Here is a 20140-nt window from a genome sequence, read left to right as displayed (position 1 = left end):
GGGTCATGCCGTGGACGCAACCGGATGGTACAACACCCGTGCGCCGGTCGTGCCTTCAGACCCGCGACACCCGCCCATGAACGAGAAGCTGTCGGCAGTCATCGGAAAAGCCGCTCGCGCCGCCCGGGAGCAACTGGGCCTCACCCAGGTGGAAGTGGCCAGGTTGATGGACCTCTCTCCCGTCGTCTACAACCGGCTGGAGCGCGGGCGGATGCTTCCCAGCGTCCCGACCCTGGTCCGCCTCTGCGAGACGCTCAAGGTCTCTCCCGAAGTCGTACTGGGGTTCCACCGCCCCGCGACGAGGAGCAAGGGCCGGGACAAGTCCGCGGACGAAGACCCGCCCTCGGTGCACCACCTGACGGGCCTGTCACGCAAGCTGGATGAGCCCCAGCGCGCGGCCCTCATCCACATGGCGAAGGTCCTCCTGCGCTGACCGGGCTTCCTACCGGGGCGTCTCCTCCGTGTCCGGCGGCAGCTCGTGTTCGTCCAGGCCGGCCGGGTAGAGGCCACCCTCGATGGGCTCTCCGAGCCCGCGCATGGCGCTCGCACCGGAGATGACGTCCTCCATGTCCCGAGCGGCCTCCGTGCGCCCATAGCCCGGCTGGAGCGCGTGGAGCTGGACCCGCAGCTCGCGGCACAGGTCCTCCGCCGTGGCGTACCGCGCGGCGGGCTCTCGCTGGAGGGCCCGGCACAGGATGACCCGGAGCTCCTCCGGGAGCATCGCCGTCGCGCGGGCCACGTCCTCGGGCGTACAGCGCTTCACGAGCGCGAGCATCTGGTGGAGGGGCAGGTCGGGCTCCTCGTCCGCTCTCATGTCCGGCACGGCCTCCGCGCCGGGCTGGCCTGCCTGGGCGAGCCAGAAGCCGAACAGGTGCCGGTTCGTCAGGGCCTCCAGCAGCACCAGCCCGAGGGAGAAGATGTCCGAGCGGGCGTCCATGGGGGCTCCGAGCAGGTACTCGGGGGAGGCGTACATGAGGTCCCCCTTCAGGAGCTTCTCGGGCGTCTCCTCCCGGCCCACCCGCTTCGAGTACGCCGCCCCGAAGTCCGTCAGCTTCACCTGCCCCGTCTTCCGCTCCACCCGGATGTTCCGGGGGCTGACGTCCCGGTGGATGATGCCCAGGGGCCTGCCGCCCTCATCCTGGTCCGTGAGCGTGTGCGCGTGGTGGAGCGCGTCCGCGAGCTCGGCGGCGACGTACAGGGCGAAGGGGACGGGCAGGGGTTCTTCCCGCATCACCGCCACCGTGATGAGCGCGTCGAGCGAGGGCCCCGGTACGTATTCCAGGATGGCGTGGGGGACGCGGCCGATGACCCGGAAGTGATGGACCTGGGCGATGGCGGGATGGTGGAGGCGGAAGGCCAGTGACACCTCCTCCTTCAGGCGCTGCCGCATCGGGAAGGATTCGGGGTTCCGCAGGCGCTTGACGACGACGAGCCCCGGGAGCCCATGGCGCAGGCGACGCTCGAAGAGCAGCACCTGCTCACCGTTGTCACGCTCCTCGAGCGTGCGCACGAGCCGGAACTCCACGGGGCCCGCCGAGAAATCCAACTTTCGAGAGTGGGTCATGCGATGCCTTTGCCCGTCAGGTTTGTCGCCTTTGTAACCTGTTGAGTTGATAGACCTGACGGGTTATCACAAGCCTCGGCGTGTGGAGAAGCCCGGGCCCGTTCGGTGAAAAGAGGAGGGGACCTGGGGGATGCTGGATGTCGGGTGGTGTGGGGGAGCGCGGACTCCCCTCTCACCGCCGATCACCCACCCGCGAGTTGGACGGAGCGCTGGCGTCCCGGTCTCCAACCCGCGCAGCATCCGGCCCATGGAGGAACACTTCCTGCTGCTCCCCGAGGCGCTCCCGTCCACGGCGGTGGCCGGCCTGCCGGCGGAGGCGCTGGCGGAGCTGCGGCGCGAGCTGGAGCGCGCGGGAAGGCTCTCCGTCTACGAGGCCCGCGGCCTGCGTGTGGCCGAGGAACGCCGCAAGGCCGGCGGGTGCGTGCTCTGGGCCTTCCCCAGCCTCGCGGACGCGCTGGTCTGCTGCCAGGGCGGCCCCAGCGACCCACGCTTCCTCACCCTCGGCCCCGGGCCCATGCACGTCGCGCGCGTGGAGGGCGAGCGGCTGCTCGCGGACACGCGCTTCATCCGCTCCGCGCCGGGCGCCATCTCCGCCGGGCGGCCCGGCCTCCTCCCCGCGCGGCAGCAGGCCTCGCCCCGGAACGCCGACTACGCCCAGGAGCAGTGGCTTCTCGCCCTCACAGGCGAGGAGCTGGCCCGGGCCCCGCGCCTCACGCCCCAGCGGGCCCTGGAGGCCGTGGTGGACGTCACCCTGCGAGCGACCCGTGAGCGCACCGGGCGTGAGCGCCTCAAGCGCCACCCCCGCGCGCTCGGCGAGTGGCGCCCGGATGCGCTCCAATCCTTCGCCCCCCTGCGTGAGCACGCCGCCGCGGCTTTCGCGATAGGCTGATCGGCACCGTGGCTCCAGGTCCGCTGACGCCCCTCGCCATGTCCCCGCATGACGCGCGGCGCCATGGCCCGAGCTTTGACAAGTCCATCAACCGAATGCTACCGCTAGGTGAAACATGAATCGGCCTTCAACTTCTCCAGACCGCGCCGGTCCCGTGACGCCGCGAGGACAGCGGACGCGCGCGAAGCTGTTGAAGGCCGCTGAGTCCGTCTTCGGAGAGAAGGGCTACGAGCGTGCCTCCATCGCCGACATCACCCGCAAGGGCGGCGTGGCGCTGGGCACCTTCTACGTCTACTTCCCCGACAAGCAGTCCATCTTCGTGGAGGTCGTGGACGAGCTGGGCTCGCGCCTGCGCCGCCTCATCGGCGAGTCCACCGCCGGCTGCAAGAGCCGCATGGAGGTGGAGCGCGAGGGCCTGCGCACCTTCTTCCAGTTCGTGCGCCAGCACCCCAACCTCTACCGCGTGGTGCGCCAGGCCGAGTTCGTGGACGAGGCCTGCTACCGCCGCTACTACGACCGCTTCGCCAAGGGCTATGTCCGCGGCCTCACCCTGGCCATGGAGGCCGGTGAGGTGCGCACCATGGACCCCGAGGCGCTCGCCTATTGCCTGATGGGCATCGGCGACTTCCTCGGCATGCGCTGGATTCTCTGGGAGGACAACCCGGGGATGGAGCGCGTGCTCGACACCGCGATGAGTCTCATCCAGCACGGGCTGGATGCCCGGACTTCCCCGGGACGCAACACCGCCAAGGCCTCCCCGGCCTCGAAGAAAAAGAACACCCTGCGTCCCGTGCGCCGTCCGGCCCGGGGCGCCCGGAGCTGAACGACACCCATGCGATACGCGCAGATCCTCTCCACCGGCCGCTACGTCCCCGAGAAGGTCCTCACCAACGCCGACGTCGAGAACATCCTCGGCGAGAAGGTGGACGAGTGGCTCCAGCAGAACGTGGGCATCCGTGAGCGCCATGTCATGGCGGATGACCAGGCCACCAGCGACCTCTGCGTCGCCGCCGCCCGTCAGGCCATGGAGCGCTCCGGCACGAAGCCGGAGGAACTGGACCTCATCATCGTCGCCACCGACACGCCGGACTACCTCAGCCCCGCCACCTCGTCCGTGGTGCAGGCCAAGCTGGGCGCGGCCAACGCCGGTACGTACGACCTCAACTGCGCGTGCGCCGGGTGGGTGACGGCGCTGGACGTGGGCTCGAAGACCCTCGCCGCGGACGACAGCTACCGCCGCATCCTCGTGGTGGGCGCGTACGGCATGACGCGGTACGTGAACTGGAAGGACAAGAAGACCTGCACCCTGTTCGCGGACGGCGCGGGCGCAGTGGTGCTGGGCGCCGGTGAGAAGCCCGGCTTCATGGGCGCGAAGCTCCTGGCCAACGGCGAGTACCACGACGCGCTCGGCATCTACACCGGCGGCACCCACCGCCCGGCCACCACCGAGTCGCTCCAGCTCACCAACGGCAAGCCCGCCGTGCAGTTCGTCCGCAAGTTCCCCGCCACCTTCAACACCGAGCGCTGGCCCATGCTGCTGGACCAGCTCCTCAAGCGGCAGAACCAGACGCTGGACGACGTGAAGCTCTTCGTCTTCACCCAGCTCAACCTGCGCACCATTGAAGCCACCATGAAGGCGCTGAACCAGCCCATGGAGAAGGCGCACTACACCATGGACAAGTGGGGCTACACGGGCTCGGCCTGCATCCCCATGACGCTCGACGACGCGGTGGTCCAGGGCAAGGTGCGGCGCGGTGACCTGGTGGCCTTCTGCGCCAGCGGCGGCGGCCTGGCCATGGCCTCCGCGCTCTACCGCTGGACGGGCTGGACGGCCTGAGCCACACGCGTGACGGAGGGGACGCGCATGTTCATCGGTGACTGGATGGGCCGGGGGGCCCTGTACTGGCCGGAGCACCTGGCGGTGGTGGACACCGCGAAGGGCGAGGCCGGGCGCTTCACGTACCGGGCGCTGAACGCGCGCGCGGAGGCCCTGGGCGGCTGGCTGCGCGACGTGGCCGGTGTGAAGCGCGGCGACCGCGTGGGCCTCGTGGCCCACAACGGCGTGGAGTACCTGGACGCGCTCTTCGCCTGCGGGAAGATTGGCGCCATCTTCGTCCCCTACAACTGGCGCCTGCACGCCTCCGAGCTGACGGACCTGGTCCGCTCCATCCGTCCCAGCGTGCTCCTCTTCGGCGACGACTTCCGCGACGCCGTGGCCCAGGTGCGCGAGCGCATCGGTGACTCGCTGCGCCTGGTGGCCCTGGAGTCCCAGGGGCTGCCGGGCGCGGACGCGTACTCGACGGCGCTGGCGTACGTGCCCGCGGTGCCGGTGCGCAACGACGCGGTGGAGCAGGAGGACATCCTCTGCCTGCTCTTCACCGGCGGCACCACCGGGCGCAGCAAGGGCGCGCGCATCAGCTACCGCATGGTGGCGTGGAACACGCTCAACACGCTGGTGCACGAGGTGCGGCCGGGCGACGTCACGGTGACGCACACGCCCATGTTCCACACGGGCGGGCTGCTCGTGTACACGGTGCCGCTGCTCACCGTGGGCGGCACCGTCATCCTCATGCGGCGGTGGGACCCGGAGGAACTGCTCACCCTCATCCCCCGCGAGAAGGTGACGCTCTTCTTCGCGGTGCCCACGCAGTACCAGCAGCTCCATGACTCGCCGCGCTTCGCGTCCACGGACTTCTCCACCGTGCGCTTCATGACGAGCGGCGGCGCGGCCATGCCGGTGCCCCTCATCCAGGCGTGGCAGGCCGTGCACTCGGTGCCCTTCAAGCAGGGCTTCGGGATGACGGAGTTCGGCCCCGGCCTCTTCAGCATGGACCCGGAGTTCGCCGTGTCCAAGGCGGGCTCCATCGGCCGGCCCAACTACTTCATCGCCGCGAAGCTGGTGGACGAAGACGGCCGCGAGGTGCCCGTGGGCGAAGTGGGCGAGCTGCACCTCAAGGGCCCATCCATGTGCTCCGGCTACTTCGAGGACGAGGCCGCCACGCGCGAGGCCATCGACGCGGAGGGCTGGCTGCACACGGGAGACCTGGCGCACCGCGACGCGGACGGCTTCTACTTCATCGCCGGGCGCAAGAAGGACATGTTCATCTCCGGCGGGGAGAACGTGTACCCGCTGGAGCTGGAGTCCGCCCTCTACGAGCACCCCGCCGTGCTGCAGTGCGCCGTGGTGGGCGTGCCCGACGCGAAGTGGGGCGAGGTCGGCCGGGCCTTCGTGGTGCTGAAGCCAGGCGAGCAGGCGAGCGCCGACGCACTGCTGGAGCACCTGCGCGGCCGGGTGGCGCGCTTCAAGGTGCCGAAGCGGGTAGAGTTGGTGGAGCGCCTGCCGCTGTCCGCGGCGGGGAAGATTCTCAAGCGCGAGCTGCGCGAGGCGGCCATCGCCGCTGATCGCGCCGCCACCGCGGGCTGAACGAGCCTCCCGGAAGGGCCCTCTCTCGGGTGTGGGGCCCTTCCGCATCTCTTGTCACGACATCCCGGCGGGGGGTTCCGCCGGAGGAAGAGGAGCAAGCCATGAAGAAGAAGCTGCTGTCCGCGGTCATGCTGTGCGCGCTGGGTGTGGTGGGCTGCGGTGAAGAGGACCCCGTCGACCCGCCCGCGAAGCCGAAGCTGGACAGCCAGGCGAACATCCTGGCGTTCCTCGATGGCAAGACGCTGCTGATGCAGGGGGAGAACATCCCCAGCCACCCCAACGGCTTCAGCGAGGACATCGACTACGGTCCCTATTCCCAGTGCTACCAGAAGGTCACCATGACCGTCGGTGGCGGCAGCTTCACCGTCGACAGCATCCCCGGGACCATCGAGAACGGGCAGTGCAACCACGAGCTCGCGAAGAACCCGCTCAAGTTCACCTCCACCGCCGTCCTCATCGAGAACGTGGCGGCGGACGGGAGCTGCTTCGACGTGACCTTCACCTTCCCGGGTGGGCTCGTCCAGGAGGGCCGTGGCGGCTTCAGCGCCGACCAGAAGAGCCTGAACCTGGAGCTGTTCTTCAAGGACCAGGCGACCGGCAGCCGCTGCGCGAACGGCGCGGTGGGCACCGCCGGGACGGTCACCCTCGGCGGTAAGGCGTTCACCGGCAACGCGGTGCAGAAGTACGCCATCCAGTAACGGCGGGCAGCGCCCTCACGGAAGGAGGGCGTGCTCCCACCCTCCTTCCCGAAGGCAGCCGGGCGGCGCGGGCACACCCCGCCCGGCGCGGAGGGAAGGGACGGGGCCACACGGCCCACGCGGCGAGAACGGCGACATCTGAGCCCGGCGCGTCCGGGTGCGCCCCGTGTGTACGGGGGCGAGGTGGATAATGACGGGAAGTTGGCTTGAAGCACGCGGGGCGATGAAGCGGGGCGCGGTGGCGCTCGCGCTGGGCCTCGTGGGAGTGGCGCTGCCGGCGGCGGCGCAGAGCACGCCGGTGCCGGGGCTCTATTACGGCGACTGGTACGAGGAGAAGAACCGCGACGAGGACGCGAAGCCGCGTGAGCTCACCCTCATCAACTACTTCTTCACGCGCCTGTCGATGACGAACGAGGTGGGTGACCCGGCCGGCCTGCGTGGCGTGGCCCTGGGCCCCATCGGCTCGCCCACCGGCAGCGCGGTGAGCGTGGAGCCCGGCCGCTCGGCGTACTTCATCGAGCAGCGCTGGATTCCCGTCATCGAGTACAGCCCCTTCTTCGTCGACGGGCTGGCCTCGTTCCGCGCCCAGTTCGAGGTGGACTTCCTCTGGGGCCGCTCGGCCAACACCATTGGCCAGAACGAGGGCGGCGGCTTCAACGCCGACCAGGTGAACATCCAGACGAAGAACGTCAACGTCGCCATCTACCCGACGCGCGCCCCCGCCCAGCTCACGCTGCTGGTGGGCACGCAGCCCGTCTACGACACGTACTTCGACCCGACGCGCACGCCGCTGTCGGACATCATCCGCACCGGCTACAAGCTGGCCTTCCTCGGCAGCGACGCCACCGGCCTGTCCGTCTTCAGCAGCTACAAGGGCCACGCCCGCCTGAGCCTGATGCCCCTGGGCAGCGCGCAGGCGGACCGCGCCGCGAGGAACGACCCCCGGCTCAAGTACATCTGGCTGGCCATGGCGGACTACGCCTACCCGGTGCGTCCGAACACGAACGTGGGCGTGTCGGCCTGGTACCTCCGCGACTCCACCAAGGGCGACGCGTACGCCTTCGAGGGCCTGGTGAAGAGCGGCCCGTCCTCCGTGGGCCTCCCCGGCTTCGTGGGTACCGCGCGCTTCCCCATCGAGCGGCCCACGGGTGACGTGTTCTGGCTGGGCGCCCACTTCAACCACAACATCGACTTCCGCCTGGGCCGCTTCGGTGCCTCCGGCTTCGTCATGTACAACGGCGGTCAGTACCGCAGCGACACGCCGGACACGTCGGTGCTGGACACGCTGGACATCTCCGGCCTCTCCGCCAACCTGGAGCTGATGTACCAGTGGGGCCGCGGCCCCGCGGACCTCGTCACGCTGGAAGGCATGTTCACCACCGGCGACGACAACCTGGCCGACGAGCGCTACACCAGTGCCTTCACGCTCAACCAGTACGGCCTGCCGGGCGCGGTGTGGTTCAACCACAAGATGCTCATCCTGTTCCCGTTCACCGGCACCGTGAACAACTACACGGGCGCGGTGACGGACATCTCCAACCAGGGCTACGGCCTGCGCGCCGGCATCGCCAGCGCGGCGTGGGACGTCATCCCCAACAAGCTCAACCTCAAGGTGGCCACGGGCATCGCCACCTCCGGCGCGACGCCGGAGCCGTGGACCGGAAGCGAGGTGCGGCGCGGCCGGTACGTGGGCACCGAGGTGAACGCGGAGCTGCGCTACCACCTCCGCTACCTGATGACGGCCGGCGTGCACGCCGGCTACCTCTTCCGCGGCAGCTTCTACGACGGCTCCCCCACGGTGCGGAGCGACCCGTTCGCGGTCTTCACCACCTTCACCTGGTACGCGTTCTGACCATGAGCACCTCCCGCGCCTTCACCGCCCTGCTCCTCGCGGCGGGGCTGTCCTCCGCCGGCTGCGTGCGCTCGTACGCCGGCCAGTCCGCCCTCTCCTTCCAGGACCTGGACTACACGTCCGAGGGCACGAAGCAGCCGTGGCCCGTGAAGCGGCTGCCGCTGCCCCGCGCCGCCGCCCAGTACGGCATGGCCACCGTGCCCGAGGTGGCCTACGTGGACATGCCGGCCGCCAACCCGGACGCGAAGACGGTGGTCTTCATCCACGGCCTCGGCTCGTACCTGAAGTTCTGGCGCTCGCAGCTCGACGCCTTCCACCAGCAGGGCTACCACGTCATCGCCGTGGACCTGCCGGGCTACGGCAAGTCCGACAAGCCGGGCTCCTTCCCGTACACCATGGAGGCCATGGCCGACGTGGTGCGCGAAGTCGTGGATACGCTTCGCGTGGACAGGCCCATCCTCGCCGGGCACTCCATGGGCGGGCAGACGTCGCTCTCGTACGCCATCCGCTACCCGGACGCGCTGAGCGCGCTGGTGCTGGTGTCGCCCGCCGGCTTCGAGAAGTTCTCCTGGAAGGAGAAGGCCTGGTTCGAGCGGGTGATGAGCACCGACTTCATCAAGTACGCGCCCGAGTCCCACATCTGGGGCAGCGTGCGCCAGGGCAACTTCATGCACTGGCGGCCGGAGCTGGAGTGGCTCATCGAGGAGCGCGTGCGGGTGGCGAAGTCGCCCGAGTTCGACTCGTACGCCTACGCCAACGTGCGCACGGTGAAGGGCCTGGCGCACAACGACTTCGTGCGTGACAACCTGCACCACGTCTCCGTGCCCACGCTCATCGTCTACGGCACGGATGACCGGCTCATCCCCAACCCCTTCCTCCACGGCGGCGAGACGCGCGACATCATGGAGTACGGTGCCTCGCGAATCCCCGGCGCGAAGCTGGTGCCGCTGGAGGGCTGCGGCCACACCGTGCAGCTCGACTGCCCCGCGCGCTTCAACGAGGCGGTGCTCCCGTTCCTGGGCGCCGTCGTCCAGCAGGCACAGCGCGCGGTGCCGGAGGGCACGGCGTCGAAGGAGGAGGCTCCGGAGCAGGACGCGTCTTCCTCCACGCCGTCCACGCCGCAGAGCGTCCCCCCGGAGGAGGGGGCTCCGGCCCCCGCCGACGCGCCTCGCCCGTGAGTCCGTGAAGAAGTGAGGCCCCACCCTCGCTCGTCGTGAGGGTGGGGCGCCGCCGGCCGGCGTGTCGGAACCCTGTCGCGTGTCGCGGGTTCCAACAGGTCGGCGCGGCGTGAGCGGGTGCCGCGGCTACGGGACGACGTGGCTGCGCACCATGCTGTACTGCACGGCCGCCGTCAGGTCCTTCGAGTTGAAGTGCCCGTAGGGATAGGACGTGTAGACCTTCTCGCCCGTCTGGCCGGGGATGCGGGAGGTGTAGCTGCCGTAGACGATGCCTCCGTAGCCGATGATTTCGTCCGCGGTGGAGTAGATGGTGTAGCGGTACGCGCCCTCGTAGCCGCTCGTGGAGAGCAGGTCATTGAGGTACGTCGAGCGGCTCACCACGAAGCCGAAGTAGAGGTAGCCCGGATACAGGCCGTTGGTGGAGCCGCAGGTGGGCGTCGTCGGCCCCGTCTGGTAGCAGGACGTCAGGCCCAGGTTGGCGCCGGCGATGCCGACGAAGGTGTCCACCGACGACGTGAGCGGCGCGCCCACGTAGTAGTCACCGCCGTCGGCCGAGTCGTTCGCCCAGCCGCCGAGGACGGCCTTGCGCGTCAGCGTCACGCCCATGGAGTGGGTGACGATGTCCACCTTGCTGGCGCCGGTGTAGCGCAGCACCGCCTCGATGAACTTGCGCACCTTCATGACGTTCGTCTTCGAGTGGTACTGGTACGCGGACAGGGCCGCGTTGGCGGGGCCCCACGTCGTCGCGTACAGCTCGCTCGTCTTGTAGCCCTTCGACTGGAAGTACTCGATGGAGGCATTCCAGCCCGACTGGCCCGTGGTGCCGGTGCCCACGGCCTTGTCCGAGTTGCCGTGGATGAAGATGACCGGCTGGTTCACCACCGTGTCGGTGCTGCTGGCCTTGCCGCCGTAGCTGCCGCCGGACAGGTCGTCGCGCGCGAAGTCGTAGCTGCTGTAGCCGTTGCTGCTCAGCCACTGGCGGAAGTGCGCGGTGAGACCGGTGGTGGAGACGGCGGCGGACTCGGCGGTGCCCAGCTCCTCGCCCGTGGCGGGCGCCTCGATTTCTGGGGACTCGGGGAGGGTGGACTCGGCGTCGAGGCCCTCGCCGCAGCCGGTGATGGAGCCGAGCAGCAGCGTGCCCGCGAGAAAGAGCGAATGCCGCAGACGCATGGACTTCTCCTTGGATTGTTGGGGGGAGTGATGAACAGTTTAATGACTGTTCATCCGCGCGTCGTCAGTTGAATGGATGTTCATGTTCGTTGTCGCATTGCGTCGCGTGATACTCACGTGTGCATGCGTGCACGCAGGGTCGTCATCACGAAGGCGGGTGGGTACGAACGGCTCCACCTTGAAGACATGAATCATGTTTCACCTGGGCCCGGCGAGGTGGTGGTCGCCACCGAGGCCATCGGGGTGAACTATGCGGATTGCGTCATCCGCATGGGGCTGTACGCCTCCGCGAAGGAGTACGTGGGGTGGCCCATCACCCCTGGTTTCGAGTTCTCCGGTACCGTGGTCGCCGCGGACCCTGGCGTGACAGACCTGGCTCCCGGGGCGCGCGTCTTCGGTGTCACGCGCTTCGGGGGGTATTCGACGCACGTTGCCGTGCCGCGTCATCAGGTATTCGCCCTGCCGTCGCGGCTCACGATGGAGCAGGCGGCGGGGTTTCCGACGGTGTTTCTCACGGCGTACTACGCGCTGTTCGAGCTGGCGCATCCCCGGCCCGGGGCGAACGTGCTGGTGCACTCGGCGGCGGGCGGGGTGGGGAGCGCGTTGCTGCAGCTCGGGCGGCTCGCCGGGTGCCGGATGGTGGGCGTCGTGGGTGGGGCGCACAAGGTGGAGGCAGCCCGGGCGCTGGGGGCGGACGTCGTCATCGACAAGAGCCGGGAGGACCTGTGGAAGGCGGCGGAGCGGGCATCGCCCCGGGGGTATGACGTGGTGCTCGACGCGAACGGGCCCTCCACGCTGCGCGACAGCTACAAGCACCTGGCTTCGCCGGGGAAGCTGGTCATCTACGGGTTCCACTCCATGCTGCCTCGCACGGGCGGGAGGCCGCACTACGCGAAGCTCGCGTGGGACTGGCTGAGGACTCCGCGCTTCAACCCGCTGACGCTGACCAACGACAACACCAGCGTGCTGGCCTTCAACCTGTCCTACCTCTTCGAGCAGCGCGCGATTCTCGAGGAGTCCATGGCGCGGCTGCTGGGCTGGGTGGAGGAAGGGAAGCTCGTGTCGCCACAGGTGACGCGCTTCCCGCTGGACGCGGTGGCGGAGGCGCACCGCGCGCTGGAGTCCGGGACGACGGTGGGGAAGCTGGTGCTGGTGCCGTGAGGGTGGGCCTGGCGAGCAGGTACTGGCCTGCTCGCCCGTACCACGAAGCTCAGTGTTTCTTGCCCCTCGCGTGGATATCGCCGATGGCCTCGATGCGTACCTGGACGGAGCCACATTGGGCGGGAACGGCCGCCAGGACTTCCGGGGTGAGCGCCTCCACGTTGACCTTCACGTGGTAGTCGCCCTCCTCGGAGGCGAGGCCGATGCCCCGCAGCCACTTCGTTCCGGCAAGGCGCCTGCCAAGCTCACTCTTCACGTTCGTGGCTTCCGCTCGCGATGCCATGCCTGAAAGTTAGCGACTCGCCGCGGGCGCGTCATCTCACCCGGCCTCGTGGAGTTCGAGGCCGAGCAGGTCCAGGACGGTCTGAAGCGGGTTGGCATAGCTGACCCCGATTCCCAGAGGTCCTCCCGCTTCCGAGCCGGCGAAGAGGAGCCCCACTCCTCGATTCGCCCCACCCACGACGAGGGCGCCGGAATCTCCACCCTGGCTGAAGGGGCGAGTCCCGCCCGCGACCTCGAGCTGGCCGTCAAAGGTGTGCAAGGTGCCGCTGTAGTCGACGGTGACCTGGTCCACTTCGATGGCGGTGACCGTCCCGCGTGTGTGGCCCGTCGTGCGCCCAAGCTTCCACACCGCGAGGCTCGATTGGATTTCCTCCACGGGCATCACGTCCGTGAGTCGACGCTTCCGGTAGAGCGGCCGTGCTTCCACTCCAGCGCTCAGCAGGGCGAAGGCTGCGTCGGCGGTGTTCCCGTGGCGCCTCAGTCGAATGAAGCGCTCCAGCCGGGCCACCTCGTCGACCGGGTAGGTACCACCATCCATCGGGCCCGCCTGCAAGATGGCATCGCCCTTCTTCCCCGCATTGTTGGCGGCAAGCACATGGTTGTTGGAGAGGATGCCGGGCCGGCCCTTCGCGTCCACGACGAAGCCACCCAGGGTTCCCGCCGTGACTCCGACATGGCCAAGCGAGAAGCCGGGGGCCAGTGGTCGGATGCGCTTCCGATATCGAGATGAGGCGGCCCTGGCAGGTGGTGCCTGGACCCTGCCGATGAAGCTCACATCGGCTTCGTCCGCGGCCTTTCCAGTCACATAGGCCGCATAGCTCCGCGCTTCGTGACTCAGTATCTGGAGGCGTATGGCGAGCCTGAAGTCGTCGCGCTTTCTTCCTGGCACGATGCCCAGGGCCACTCCAGGAGGTGGCATCGCGCTGCCATCGGCGCTCAGGGCTTGAGCAAGCACCTCCGAGCGTCCCATCGCGGTCCTATGCAGGTTGAACCAGAGCTCCTCCTTCAATGACCTCGCACTTTCCAGTCTCACGCCCATCCTCCTCCATGCCTCGACGGCTCCCGTTGAGGAGGCGCACGTCGAGTAGGAGGCGTACCTTACGGGTGGGCTCTGACATGGAAGATGTTGGGGGTCTTATCGGTCCGCGCGCACCTGCCCGCGCTGACGCTCCCGCATCAGCGCGTCGATGCGGCGGCCCAGCGCGGGGATGCGCTGGGTGTAGCTGATTTTCGTGCTCACGGAGGGGAAGCCGTCCTCGCCCTTCGACGGGTCCGCCGCGCTCGCCACCGCGGCGTCGTAGTAGCGGTAGCCCAGGTTGGAGAGGAACACGACGATGTACCGGCGCCACGCGCTGCCCGGCAGCGGCCGCACGATTCCTCCGTCGCTCCCGTAGTTCTCCGTCTGCCCCGTCTTGTGCAGGAACACCACCTCCGCCGACGCATTGCATGGCCGGGTGTCCCGGCCGAACGCCGTCTCCGCCGCCGTCACCGTCCCGTCCTCCCTGCTCACCCAGCGCACCGGCACCGCCGCCGGGATTCCTCGCTCCGCCCTGGCGTCCCCACACAGCAGCGTCGAGGACAGCGCCTCATGCAGCGCCTGGTCCGCCAGCAGCGATTGGAGGTGCGCCCTCGCCGCGGCCGATAGCTCCGCCGCCGTCACCTCCCTGCCGGAGGGCGTGCGCCACAGCACCCCCGGCCCACCCTCGATGAGCAGCAGCAGCCGCGCCGTGTCCAGCGCCGTCATGTGGATGCTGCCCGGGTTCCAGCTCCGCCCCGTCACCGGCGACGTCCCGTTCACCTGCAGCGTCCCCAGCCCCAGCTCCGCCAGCTCCGCGTTCAGCCCCGCCATCTCTCCCTTCTCGTGCAGCAGCTTCACCAGCGCCTCGGTGGAGCCGTTGTCCGACTCCGTCACCATCGGCTCCAGCCACTGCCAGACCGCGCGCTCGCCCTTGTCCTCCGTGTCCCGGAGGAAGCGCCAGGGCTGCCCCAGCGTCACCACGCCCCGGTCCACCAGCCGCATCACCCGGAACGCGATGAGCAGCTTGAACAGCGAGGCGGGGTAGGGCGCCATGAAGCGCAGCCGCGCCTTCTGCCGCCCCGGTACGATGTCCTCCTCGGCCGTCGCGCCGGACCAGTCCTTCGCGCCGTCCCATCGCTCCAGGTCCCACCGCGTGTAGCGCACCGCCGTCGTGCCCCACGTCGTCATGTCGATGGGCACGGCCACCCCCTTCGGGTAGTCGCGGGACAGCAGCACGTTGGCCGCCGCCACGGGACGGCCTTCCTTGTCGAGCTCGATGACCGCCACGTCCACGTTGGGCGTGTGGGCGATGCGCTCGCCGTTGCGCTTGAAGTCGAGCACGCCGTCGAAGTCCGCCTCCTTCACCGCGCGCAGGAGGGCTCGCTCCAGGGATGCGGAAGACCTGGCGCGGAGGGCCGCTTCTCCACCGGCCTTCCGCGGCGCGGCCCCTGCGTCCGTGCCTCGGAGGGAGCACACCGTGAGCAGGACTCCCACCACCCCGAGGATGAGGCTCCGTGCCGCGCCCCGCACGTGCCGACCCCTTCGTGTCTCTTCGTGAACCCGCATCCCAGGAGCGTAGTGCAAGGGCACGGGGGGCGGAGGGGGCCCAGCGATATGCCGGGGCCGCTCGAACGTTGCCGCACCCCTGGGGGCCGGCCCCCTGCTGCTCCGTTTGTCGCGGTGCGGCAGGTCGTCGCGAGGAGTCACGCATGAAGACGTGGTGGCATGGTGCGGTTGCGTCGTTATTCGCGGTGGGGACGTCCCTGACCGGCTGTGCGCCGGAGCCGGTGGAGGAGGGCTCGCCGGAGCCTTCTCCCGCGCAGGAGCTCAAGAAGGAGGACACCGGAGACTGGGACCCGAGCCCGCTGGCCGAGTGCAAGCTCATCACCGACGGTTCCTCCACCGCCGAGTGCGGCACGCTGGAGTCCTTCGACCTGTCCGCCTGTGACGCGGAGAGCTTCGAGGCCCTGGAGGCCCAGGGCACCTTCACCCTTCACACGCTCGGCGAAGGCGTTCTCCAGAACGACAACGAGCAGTCCATCTCCGCCTTCAGAATCCTTCCGGACGGGCGCGCCCTCCTCGACGGCTTCGCCACCAAGGAGAGCCGGTTCGACTCGCGGACGTTCTTCATCTCCAACCACGGCACGCTCCGCGACGGCCGCCCGTACCGGTCCTCCTATGTGGGCTGCAAGGCGCGGGGCCCCCACCGGGTGACGGGCTGCTTCGCGAGCTGTGTCGCCGGCACGCCCTCCTACCAGGGTACCTTCGAGGCGGAGAAGGTCGTGCGCCTTCCCAGTGAGGGCGAGTCCTTCGGCCTGACGCTCGTCGGCGAGGGGAACGTGCCGCGCGGCGTGGCCGCCGACGTCTACGTCAGCCACGGCCATGCCTATGTCGCCGCCATCCAGCTCGGGCCCATGGGGCCCGGGGGCCTCTATGTGTATGACCTGAGCGACCGCACCGCGCCGCGGCTCGTGAAGTCCCTCTTCTTCCCGGGCGACAGCTACTGGAACGGCGTGTGGGCCAAGGACGACGCCCTCTATGTCGCCAGCGCCTCCAGGGGCCTCCTCGTCTTCGACATCGCCGACCCGGCCAACCCCGTGCTCCTGCGCGCGCTGCCCGGCACCGGCCCCATCAACGTGCACACCCTCTACGGAGATGGGAACCGGCTCTACGCCATGTCCCCCGGGCCTGGCCCGCAGACGCTCCTCTTCGACGTGACGGACGCGAAGCAGCCCGTGCTGCTCAACCGCCACCAGGACCCCAGCGTCGACCCCGCCGTCGCCAGCTTCCCCCATGACGCCACCGCCCAGGGCGACCGGCTCTACGTCAACCACTGGCGCGCCGGCTTCCTCATCCTCGACGTGAGCGACCCGCTCAACATCGTGAAGCTGGGCGAGTACAAGTATCCGCGCGCCACCAGCCACACCAACCGGGTGGGCGTCTTCGACGGCCGCGTCATCGCCTTCGAGGGCGGAGAGGACTGGGGCGCCCACCTGCGCGTGCTCGACATCACCGACCCCGCGCGGGTGGAGCTCATCGGGGAGTACCGCCTCACGCCGGGCGTCTCCATCCACAACATGGAGCTGAAAGGGGACCGGCTCTACCTCTCCCACTACCAGCACGGTGTTCGTGTCCTGGACGTGTCCAGCCCCGCGCACCCGAAGGAGGTGGCGTACTACAACACCTGGCGGGAGACGGACCGGCAGCGGGGGAGCAGCTTCTACGACGGCGCCATCGGCATCCGCCTGCCCGGTGACGGTTACCTCTACGTCGTCGATACGTCCCGAGGCCTGCTCATCTTCCCGGAGCTGTAGCCGCCCGGGGTGTGCCCGGCCCCACCTTTTGAGCCGGGCACACCCCATCAGGGGGGGCGTCATGACCGGCCGCGAGGCTTTCGGGATGACCTGGACTCAAGAGGGAGCGGCAATGTGGATGAATCACGGTCGCGAGCGCGCTTCCTGGAGGGCTGCTTGCTGGGCCGGGGCTTCTTCGCGCCGGCCTTCAGTTTCCCTGGGAACTTGGGGCCAGGGCCGTACTCGACCGATGGGCCTCGCTGCTGCGCGGAGATCTTGACCAGGAGCTGCCGCTCAACCATGTCCGACAAGATGTCGCGTGCACGGATGACATCCACGTCGAAGAGGTTCTGTAGGGTGCGGTTGTTCACCCTCTCGTACTCGCGCACGTGCGCGATGACCTTGCGGTCCAGCTCATCCACGGTCCGGCGGTGGTAGTCGACCGCTGAGCCAAGGGACTTGAGGACCTCTCCCCTCAAGCGATACGAGGGGTGCGCGCGTGGGGCTGTTTGCCGCGTGGCTTCGAGGATGGCCAGGTCGCTACTGGCCAGCCGCCGTAGGCTTGCTTCCGCCTCCTGCGCTGATTTCTGGAGCAGCGGCATCAGGTCAAGAGCCATGACCAGACGGCTGCGGCACAGGCGGAAGAGGATGAGCAGGGTGTCCGTATCATCCTGCTCATGCTCCGGGAGCTGCGCGACGAAGCGTGCGATTTGTGTCCGGGGCGCTCCCCCTATCAACTTCACTTGTACCTGGTCGATGGCTGCGTCGATGTGGGGAAGGTCGCGGCCAGAGCGGATCATCTCCCGGTACATTCGGTCCACTCCGCGCCCAGCCTCTTCCGCGAAACCGAGTGTACGTGCCGCCCTCGCCAGGACCGGATTACGAGGCTTCGGGGGATGGGTGAGGATGTTCTCCGGGGTCACTCCCGAGACGAGGGGCCCGGGGGAAGTGACGATGAACACCTGCGGCGAGTGCTCTATCAGGACGGGGCCCCGCATGCGGTAGTCGCGGTGGACAAGGGCGTTCGCGATGGCTTCGCGAATGGCCAGTTCGGGAAAGTCCGCGATGTCTATCTGCTGTCCTGTGGGGAGTGAGAGCGGGGTCTGATTGAGCCGTGCTCGTACCAGGCTCAACGCCCTGTCGAACGCAAGGACGAGAGGCGTGTCGATGCGCTCGATGGCACGTGGTTCACCTCCTGGCGTCTGACGATAGTGATACTGAATCGCGGGAGAAAGGGCTGTCTCGCAGAAGAGCAGCTCTCCCGCACGCAAGAGCTCCCCTTGTTCCGAGACGACGCCCAGCGCGCGCAGCAGGTCCAGGTCGCTAGCGAGTCGCGCGTACTTGCGTCGCTCGTCCGTCAGCACCGCCAGGCTCTGGCGAGCAGCCTGAATGGCCAGCGCGGAGGCCTCCGTCCACTGACGGCCGCTGGGCTGCGCGGACCAGTCGAATCCCTGGCGCTCCTCACGAAGCCTCGCGATGTCACTGGGGCCCATGGGCAGGCAGTCCTTGTCGATTCGACGCCGTGCCTGCCCTTGTTTGTCCGCGTGCACCTCGATGCCTTGCGGCACGAACACGAGGAGCAGGCGGACTCCCGCGACGGTTTGTTCCTCGACCTCGACCAGGATGGGGGGCTCGCTCAACTCGTAGATGCGCTTTCGGAGGATGCTCGGATCGAGATTCGTTCCGCTGAAGGCCGCTGGGCCTCCCTGTCTGTCGTCCACCCCGATGACGAGAGCGCCTCCATTCGCGTTGGCGAAGCAGATGGCGTCACGTGCGAGGTCGCGCACGAAGTCGTCTCGACTCCGCCCTTCTTGCTTGAAATCCAGGACGGAACTCTCCAGGTGACTGGAGACGCTCCCAGCGTGCACCTGGGCGAGCGCTAGCTGTACCTGTTCCCTGATGCGCCGTGTCATGGAGTTTGAGTCCAGTTTGAGGTCTCCCTCCAGTGTGGAGGGCTGACTCAAACTATCCTCAAACTGCGTGAGGGCTCAAGCGGATGCCCCGAAGGGGGCGCGAGAACGCACGCCAGTCGGCTAGCGTGCGGGGCCATGCCCATCGTCCATGACTGGCTGGCCCGCCGCGCCGCGCTGGACCCCGACCGCACCGCCCTCATCGACGCCAACCACGGCGAGCGCCGCATCTCCTACCGTGAGTGGGACGCCACCGTGTCGCGCACCGCCGCCTTCCTCCACCACGCGCTCGGCGTGGGCCGGGGCGACCGCGTCGCCGTGCTCGCGTACAACTGCGTCGAGTTCCTCGACCTCGTCTTCGCCTGCGCGAAGCTGGGGGCCATCCTCCAGCCGCTCAACTGGCGCCTCAGCCCCGCGGAGCTGGCGGCCCTGCTCGGGGATGCGGAGCCCTCCGTCCTCGTCTTCGGCCCCGAGTTCCGCGGCGCCGTGGACACCGTCCGCGCCCGCGCTCCCTTCGTGCGGCACTGGCTGAGCCTCGGCGAGCCCGGCCCCGGCGAGCGCGCCTTCTCCGAGCGGGAGGCCGGCTCGCACGCGCCGCTTCCGGTGCTGGAGCTGGAGGCCGATGCGCCGTGGGTGCTCTGCTACACGGGCGGTAGCACCGGCGTGCCCAAGGCCGCCGTGCTCACGCATGGCTCCATCACCGCGAACGCGGTGAATACCGTGGTGAGCTGGGGGCTCACCGCCAACGACGTGGCCCTGCTCAACGCGCCCCTGTTCCATGCCGGCGGCTTGAGCGTCTTCACCACCCCGCTCGTCTATGTGGGCGGCGCCTCCGTGGTGTGCCGGAGCTTCGACGTGGACGGCGTGTTCGACCTCGTCCACCGGGGCGCGGTGAGCCTCGTCTTCGGTGTGCCCACCATGTTCATCGAGATGCAGCGCCACCCGCGCTTCGAGTCGGTGGACTTCTCGCGCCTCAAGCTGCTCATCAGCGGCGGCGCTCCCTGCCCGGCTCCCGTGTTCGAGCGCTTCTTCGCCCGGGGCGTGGACTTCAAGACGGGCTACGGCCTCACCGAGGCGGGCCCCAACAACTTCTGGCTGCCTCCGGGCGAGGTGCGCCGAAAGCCGGGCGCCGTCGGCGTGCCGCTGTTCCATGTCGAGGCTCGCATCGACGGAGAGCAGCAGCCGGGCGACGTGGGCGAGCTGCTCCTGCGTGGGCCCCACCTGTGCGCCGGTTACTGGCGCCGCCCCGAGGACACCGCGCGTACCTTCGCCGGCGGCTGGCTGCACACCGGCGACCTGGCCAGCCGCGACGCGGACGGGTGCTTCCGCATCGTCGGGCGCAGCAAGGACCTCATCATCTCCGGAGGAGAGAACATCTACCCCTCCGAGGTGGAGAGTGTCCTCGCGGGCCACCCGGACGTGGCCGAGGTCGCCGTCATCGGCGTGCCCGACCCGAAGTGGGGCGAGACGCCGCGCGCGCTCGTCGTCGCGCGCCCGGGCACCGCGCCCACGGCGGAGGCGCTCATCGCCTTCTGCGAGGGACGGCTCGCCCGCTACAAGACGCCCAAGTCGGTGCGCTTCATCGACGCACTGCCGCGCACCTCACCCGGCAAGGTGGACCGGCGCGCGCTCAGCGCCGCGCACGGGGCGCCATGAGCCGGCGTTGATGGTGGAGTGAGCTTCCGCCGCCGGCAAGCCCAG

General features: G+C 69.0%; 17 protein-coding genes. 11 read left to right on the top strand and 6 right to left on the bottom strand.

The features are described 5' to 3' along the window. The first annotated feature begins 76 nt into the window (after nucleotides 1-76). A complete protein-coding gene (locus K8638_RS34525; protein ID WP_223758959.1) occupies nucleotides 77-433 on the top strand; it encodes a helix-turn-helix domain-containing protein in 357 nt (118 codons plus the stop codon). 9 nt (nucleotides 434-442) lie between these two features. On the opposite strand, the gene K8638_RS34520 is transcribed toward K8638_RS34525, so the two are convergent. Further along, on the bottom strand, nucleotides 443-1564 hold the full coding sequence (locus K8638_RS34520; protein WP_223758958.1) for a serine/threonine-protein kinase: 1122 nt from the start codon (nucleotides 1562-1564) through the stop codon (nucleotides 443-445). A 247-nt stretch (nucleotides 1565-1811) separates the two neighbouring features. On the opposite strand from K8638_RS34520, the gene K8638_RS34515 reads away from it, so the two are divergent. From K8638_RS34515 to K8638_RS34485, 7 genes are all read left to right on the top strand, one after another. Next, nucleotides 1812-2453, top strand: a complete 642-nt coding sequence (locus K8638_RS34515) for a hypothetical protein (protein WP_223758957.1) — start codon at nucleotides 1812-1814, stop codon at nucleotides 2451-2453. Nucleotides 2454-2568: 115 nt separating this feature from the next. Then, entirely contained in the window at nucleotides 2569-3276 is a 708-nt protein-coding gene (locus tag K8638_RS34510) for a TetR/AcrR family transcriptional regulator (RefSeq protein ID WP_223758956.1), read from the top strand. A gap of 9 nt (nucleotides 3277-3285) precedes the next feature. After that, nucleotides 3286-4290 carry a 3-oxoacyl-ACP synthase III family protein gene (locus K8638_RS34505; protein ID WP_223758955.1) on the top strand — a complete coding sequence of 335 codons (1005 nt, stop codon included), beginning with the start codon at nucleotides 3286-3288 and terminating at the stop codon, nucleotides 4288-4290. Nucleotides 4291-4317: 27 nt separating this feature from the next. Continuing rightward, nucleotides 4318-5877, top strand: coding sequence for a long-chain fatty acid--CoA ligase (locus K8638_RS34500; protein WP_223758954.1), 1560 nt, complete (start codon nucleotides 4318-4320; stop codon nucleotides 5875-5877). 101 nt (nucleotides 5878-5978) lie between these two features. Then, nucleotides 5979-6575 (top strand): hypothetical protein, encoded by a 597-nt coding sequence (locus K8638_RS34495; protein WP_223758953.1) that lies wholly within the window; start codon nucleotides 5979-5981, stop codon nucleotides 6573-6575. Nucleotides 6576-6798: 223 nt separating this feature from the next. After that, entirely contained in the window at nucleotides 6799-8427 is a 1629-nt protein-coding gene (locus K8638_RS34490) for a hypothetical protein (RefSeq protein WP_223758952.1), read from the top strand. Between the two features lie 2 nt (nucleotides 8428-8429). Beyond that, nucleotides 8430-9605, top strand: coding sequence for an alpha/beta fold hydrolase (locus K8638_RS34485; protein WP_223758951.1), 1176 nt, complete (start codon nucleotides 8430-8432; stop codon nucleotides 9603-9605). 126 nt (nucleotides 9606-9731) lie between these two features. On the opposite strand, the gene K8638_RS34480 is transcribed toward K8638_RS34485, so the two are convergent. Next, entirely contained in the window at nucleotides 9732-10775 is a 1044-nt protein-coding gene (locus tag K8638_RS34480) for a lipase family protein (RefSeq protein ID WP_223758950.1), read from the bottom strand. Nucleotides 10776-10961: 186 nt separating this feature from the next. Between K8638_RS34480 and K8638_RS34475 the strand changes: the two genes are divergently transcribed. Beyond that, nucleotides 10962-11936: a medium chain dehydrogenase/reductase family protein gene (locus K8638_RS34475; RefSeq protein WP_305071212.1), complete on the top strand. Its 975-nt coding sequence runs from the start codon at nucleotides 10962-10964 to the stop codon at nucleotides 11934-11936. A 49-nt stretch (nucleotides 11937-11985) separates the two neighbouring features. Here K8638_RS34475 and K8638_RS34470 read toward each other — a convergent pair whose 3' ends face one another. The 3 genes from K8638_RS34470 to K8638_RS34460 all read right to left on the bottom strand — a co-directional run bounded on the left by K8638_RS34470 (nucleotide 11986) and on the right by K8638_RS34460 (nucleotide 14766). After that, complete coding sequence (locus K8638_RS34470) at nucleotides 11986-12192, bottom strand: hypothetical protein (protein ID WP_223758948.1); 207 nt, start codon at nucleotides 12190-12192, stop codon at nucleotides 11986-11988. 63 nt (nucleotides 12193-12255) lie between these two features. After that, nucleotides 12256-13251, bottom strand: a complete 996-nt coding sequence (locus K8638_RS34465) for a S1 family peptidase (protein WP_223758947.1) — start codon at nucleotides 13249-13251, stop codon at nucleotides 12256-12258. Between the two features lie 102 nt (nucleotides 13252-13353). Continuing rightward, nucleotides 13354-14766, bottom strand: coding sequence for a serine hydrolase (locus tag K8638_RS34460; RefSeq protein WP_223758946.1), 1413 nt, complete (start codon nucleotides 14764-14766; stop codon nucleotides 13354-13356). A 179-nt stretch (nucleotides 14767-14945) separates the two neighbouring features. Between K8638_RS34460 and K8638_RS34455 the strand changes: the two genes are divergently transcribed. Beyond that, nucleotides 14946-16550, top strand: coding sequence for an LVIVD repeat-containing protein (locus K8638_RS34455; RefSeq protein WP_223758945.1), 1605 nt, complete (start codon nucleotides 14946-14948; stop codon nucleotides 16548-16550). A 59-nt stretch (nucleotides 16551-16609) separates the two neighbouring features. On the opposite strand, the gene K8638_RS34450 is transcribed toward K8638_RS34455, so the two are convergent. Beyond that, a complete protein-coding gene (locus tag K8638_RS34450; RefSeq protein ID WP_223758944.1) occupies nucleotides 16610-18442 on the bottom strand; it encodes an RNA-binding domain-containing protein in 1833 nt (610 codons plus the stop codon). Nucleotides 18443-18577: 135 nt separating this feature from the next. Here K8638_RS34450 and K8638_RS34445 point away from each other — a divergent pair, with 135 nt between their 5' ends. Beyond that, entirely contained in the window at nucleotides 18578-20095 is a 1518-nt protein-coding gene (locus K8638_RS34445; protein WP_223758943.1) for a long-chain fatty acid--CoA ligase, read from the top strand. Nucleotides 20096-20140 lie beyond the last annotated feature (45 nt).

This window comes from Myxococcus sp. RHSTA-1-4 (assembly GCF_020037125.1).
Lineage (GTDB): Bacteria > Myxococcota > Myxococcia > Myxococcales > Myxococcaceae > Myxococcus.
The sequence above is the reverse complement of the archived record's forward strand: the minus strand, read 5'-3'. Positions and strand labels throughout refer to the sequence as shown.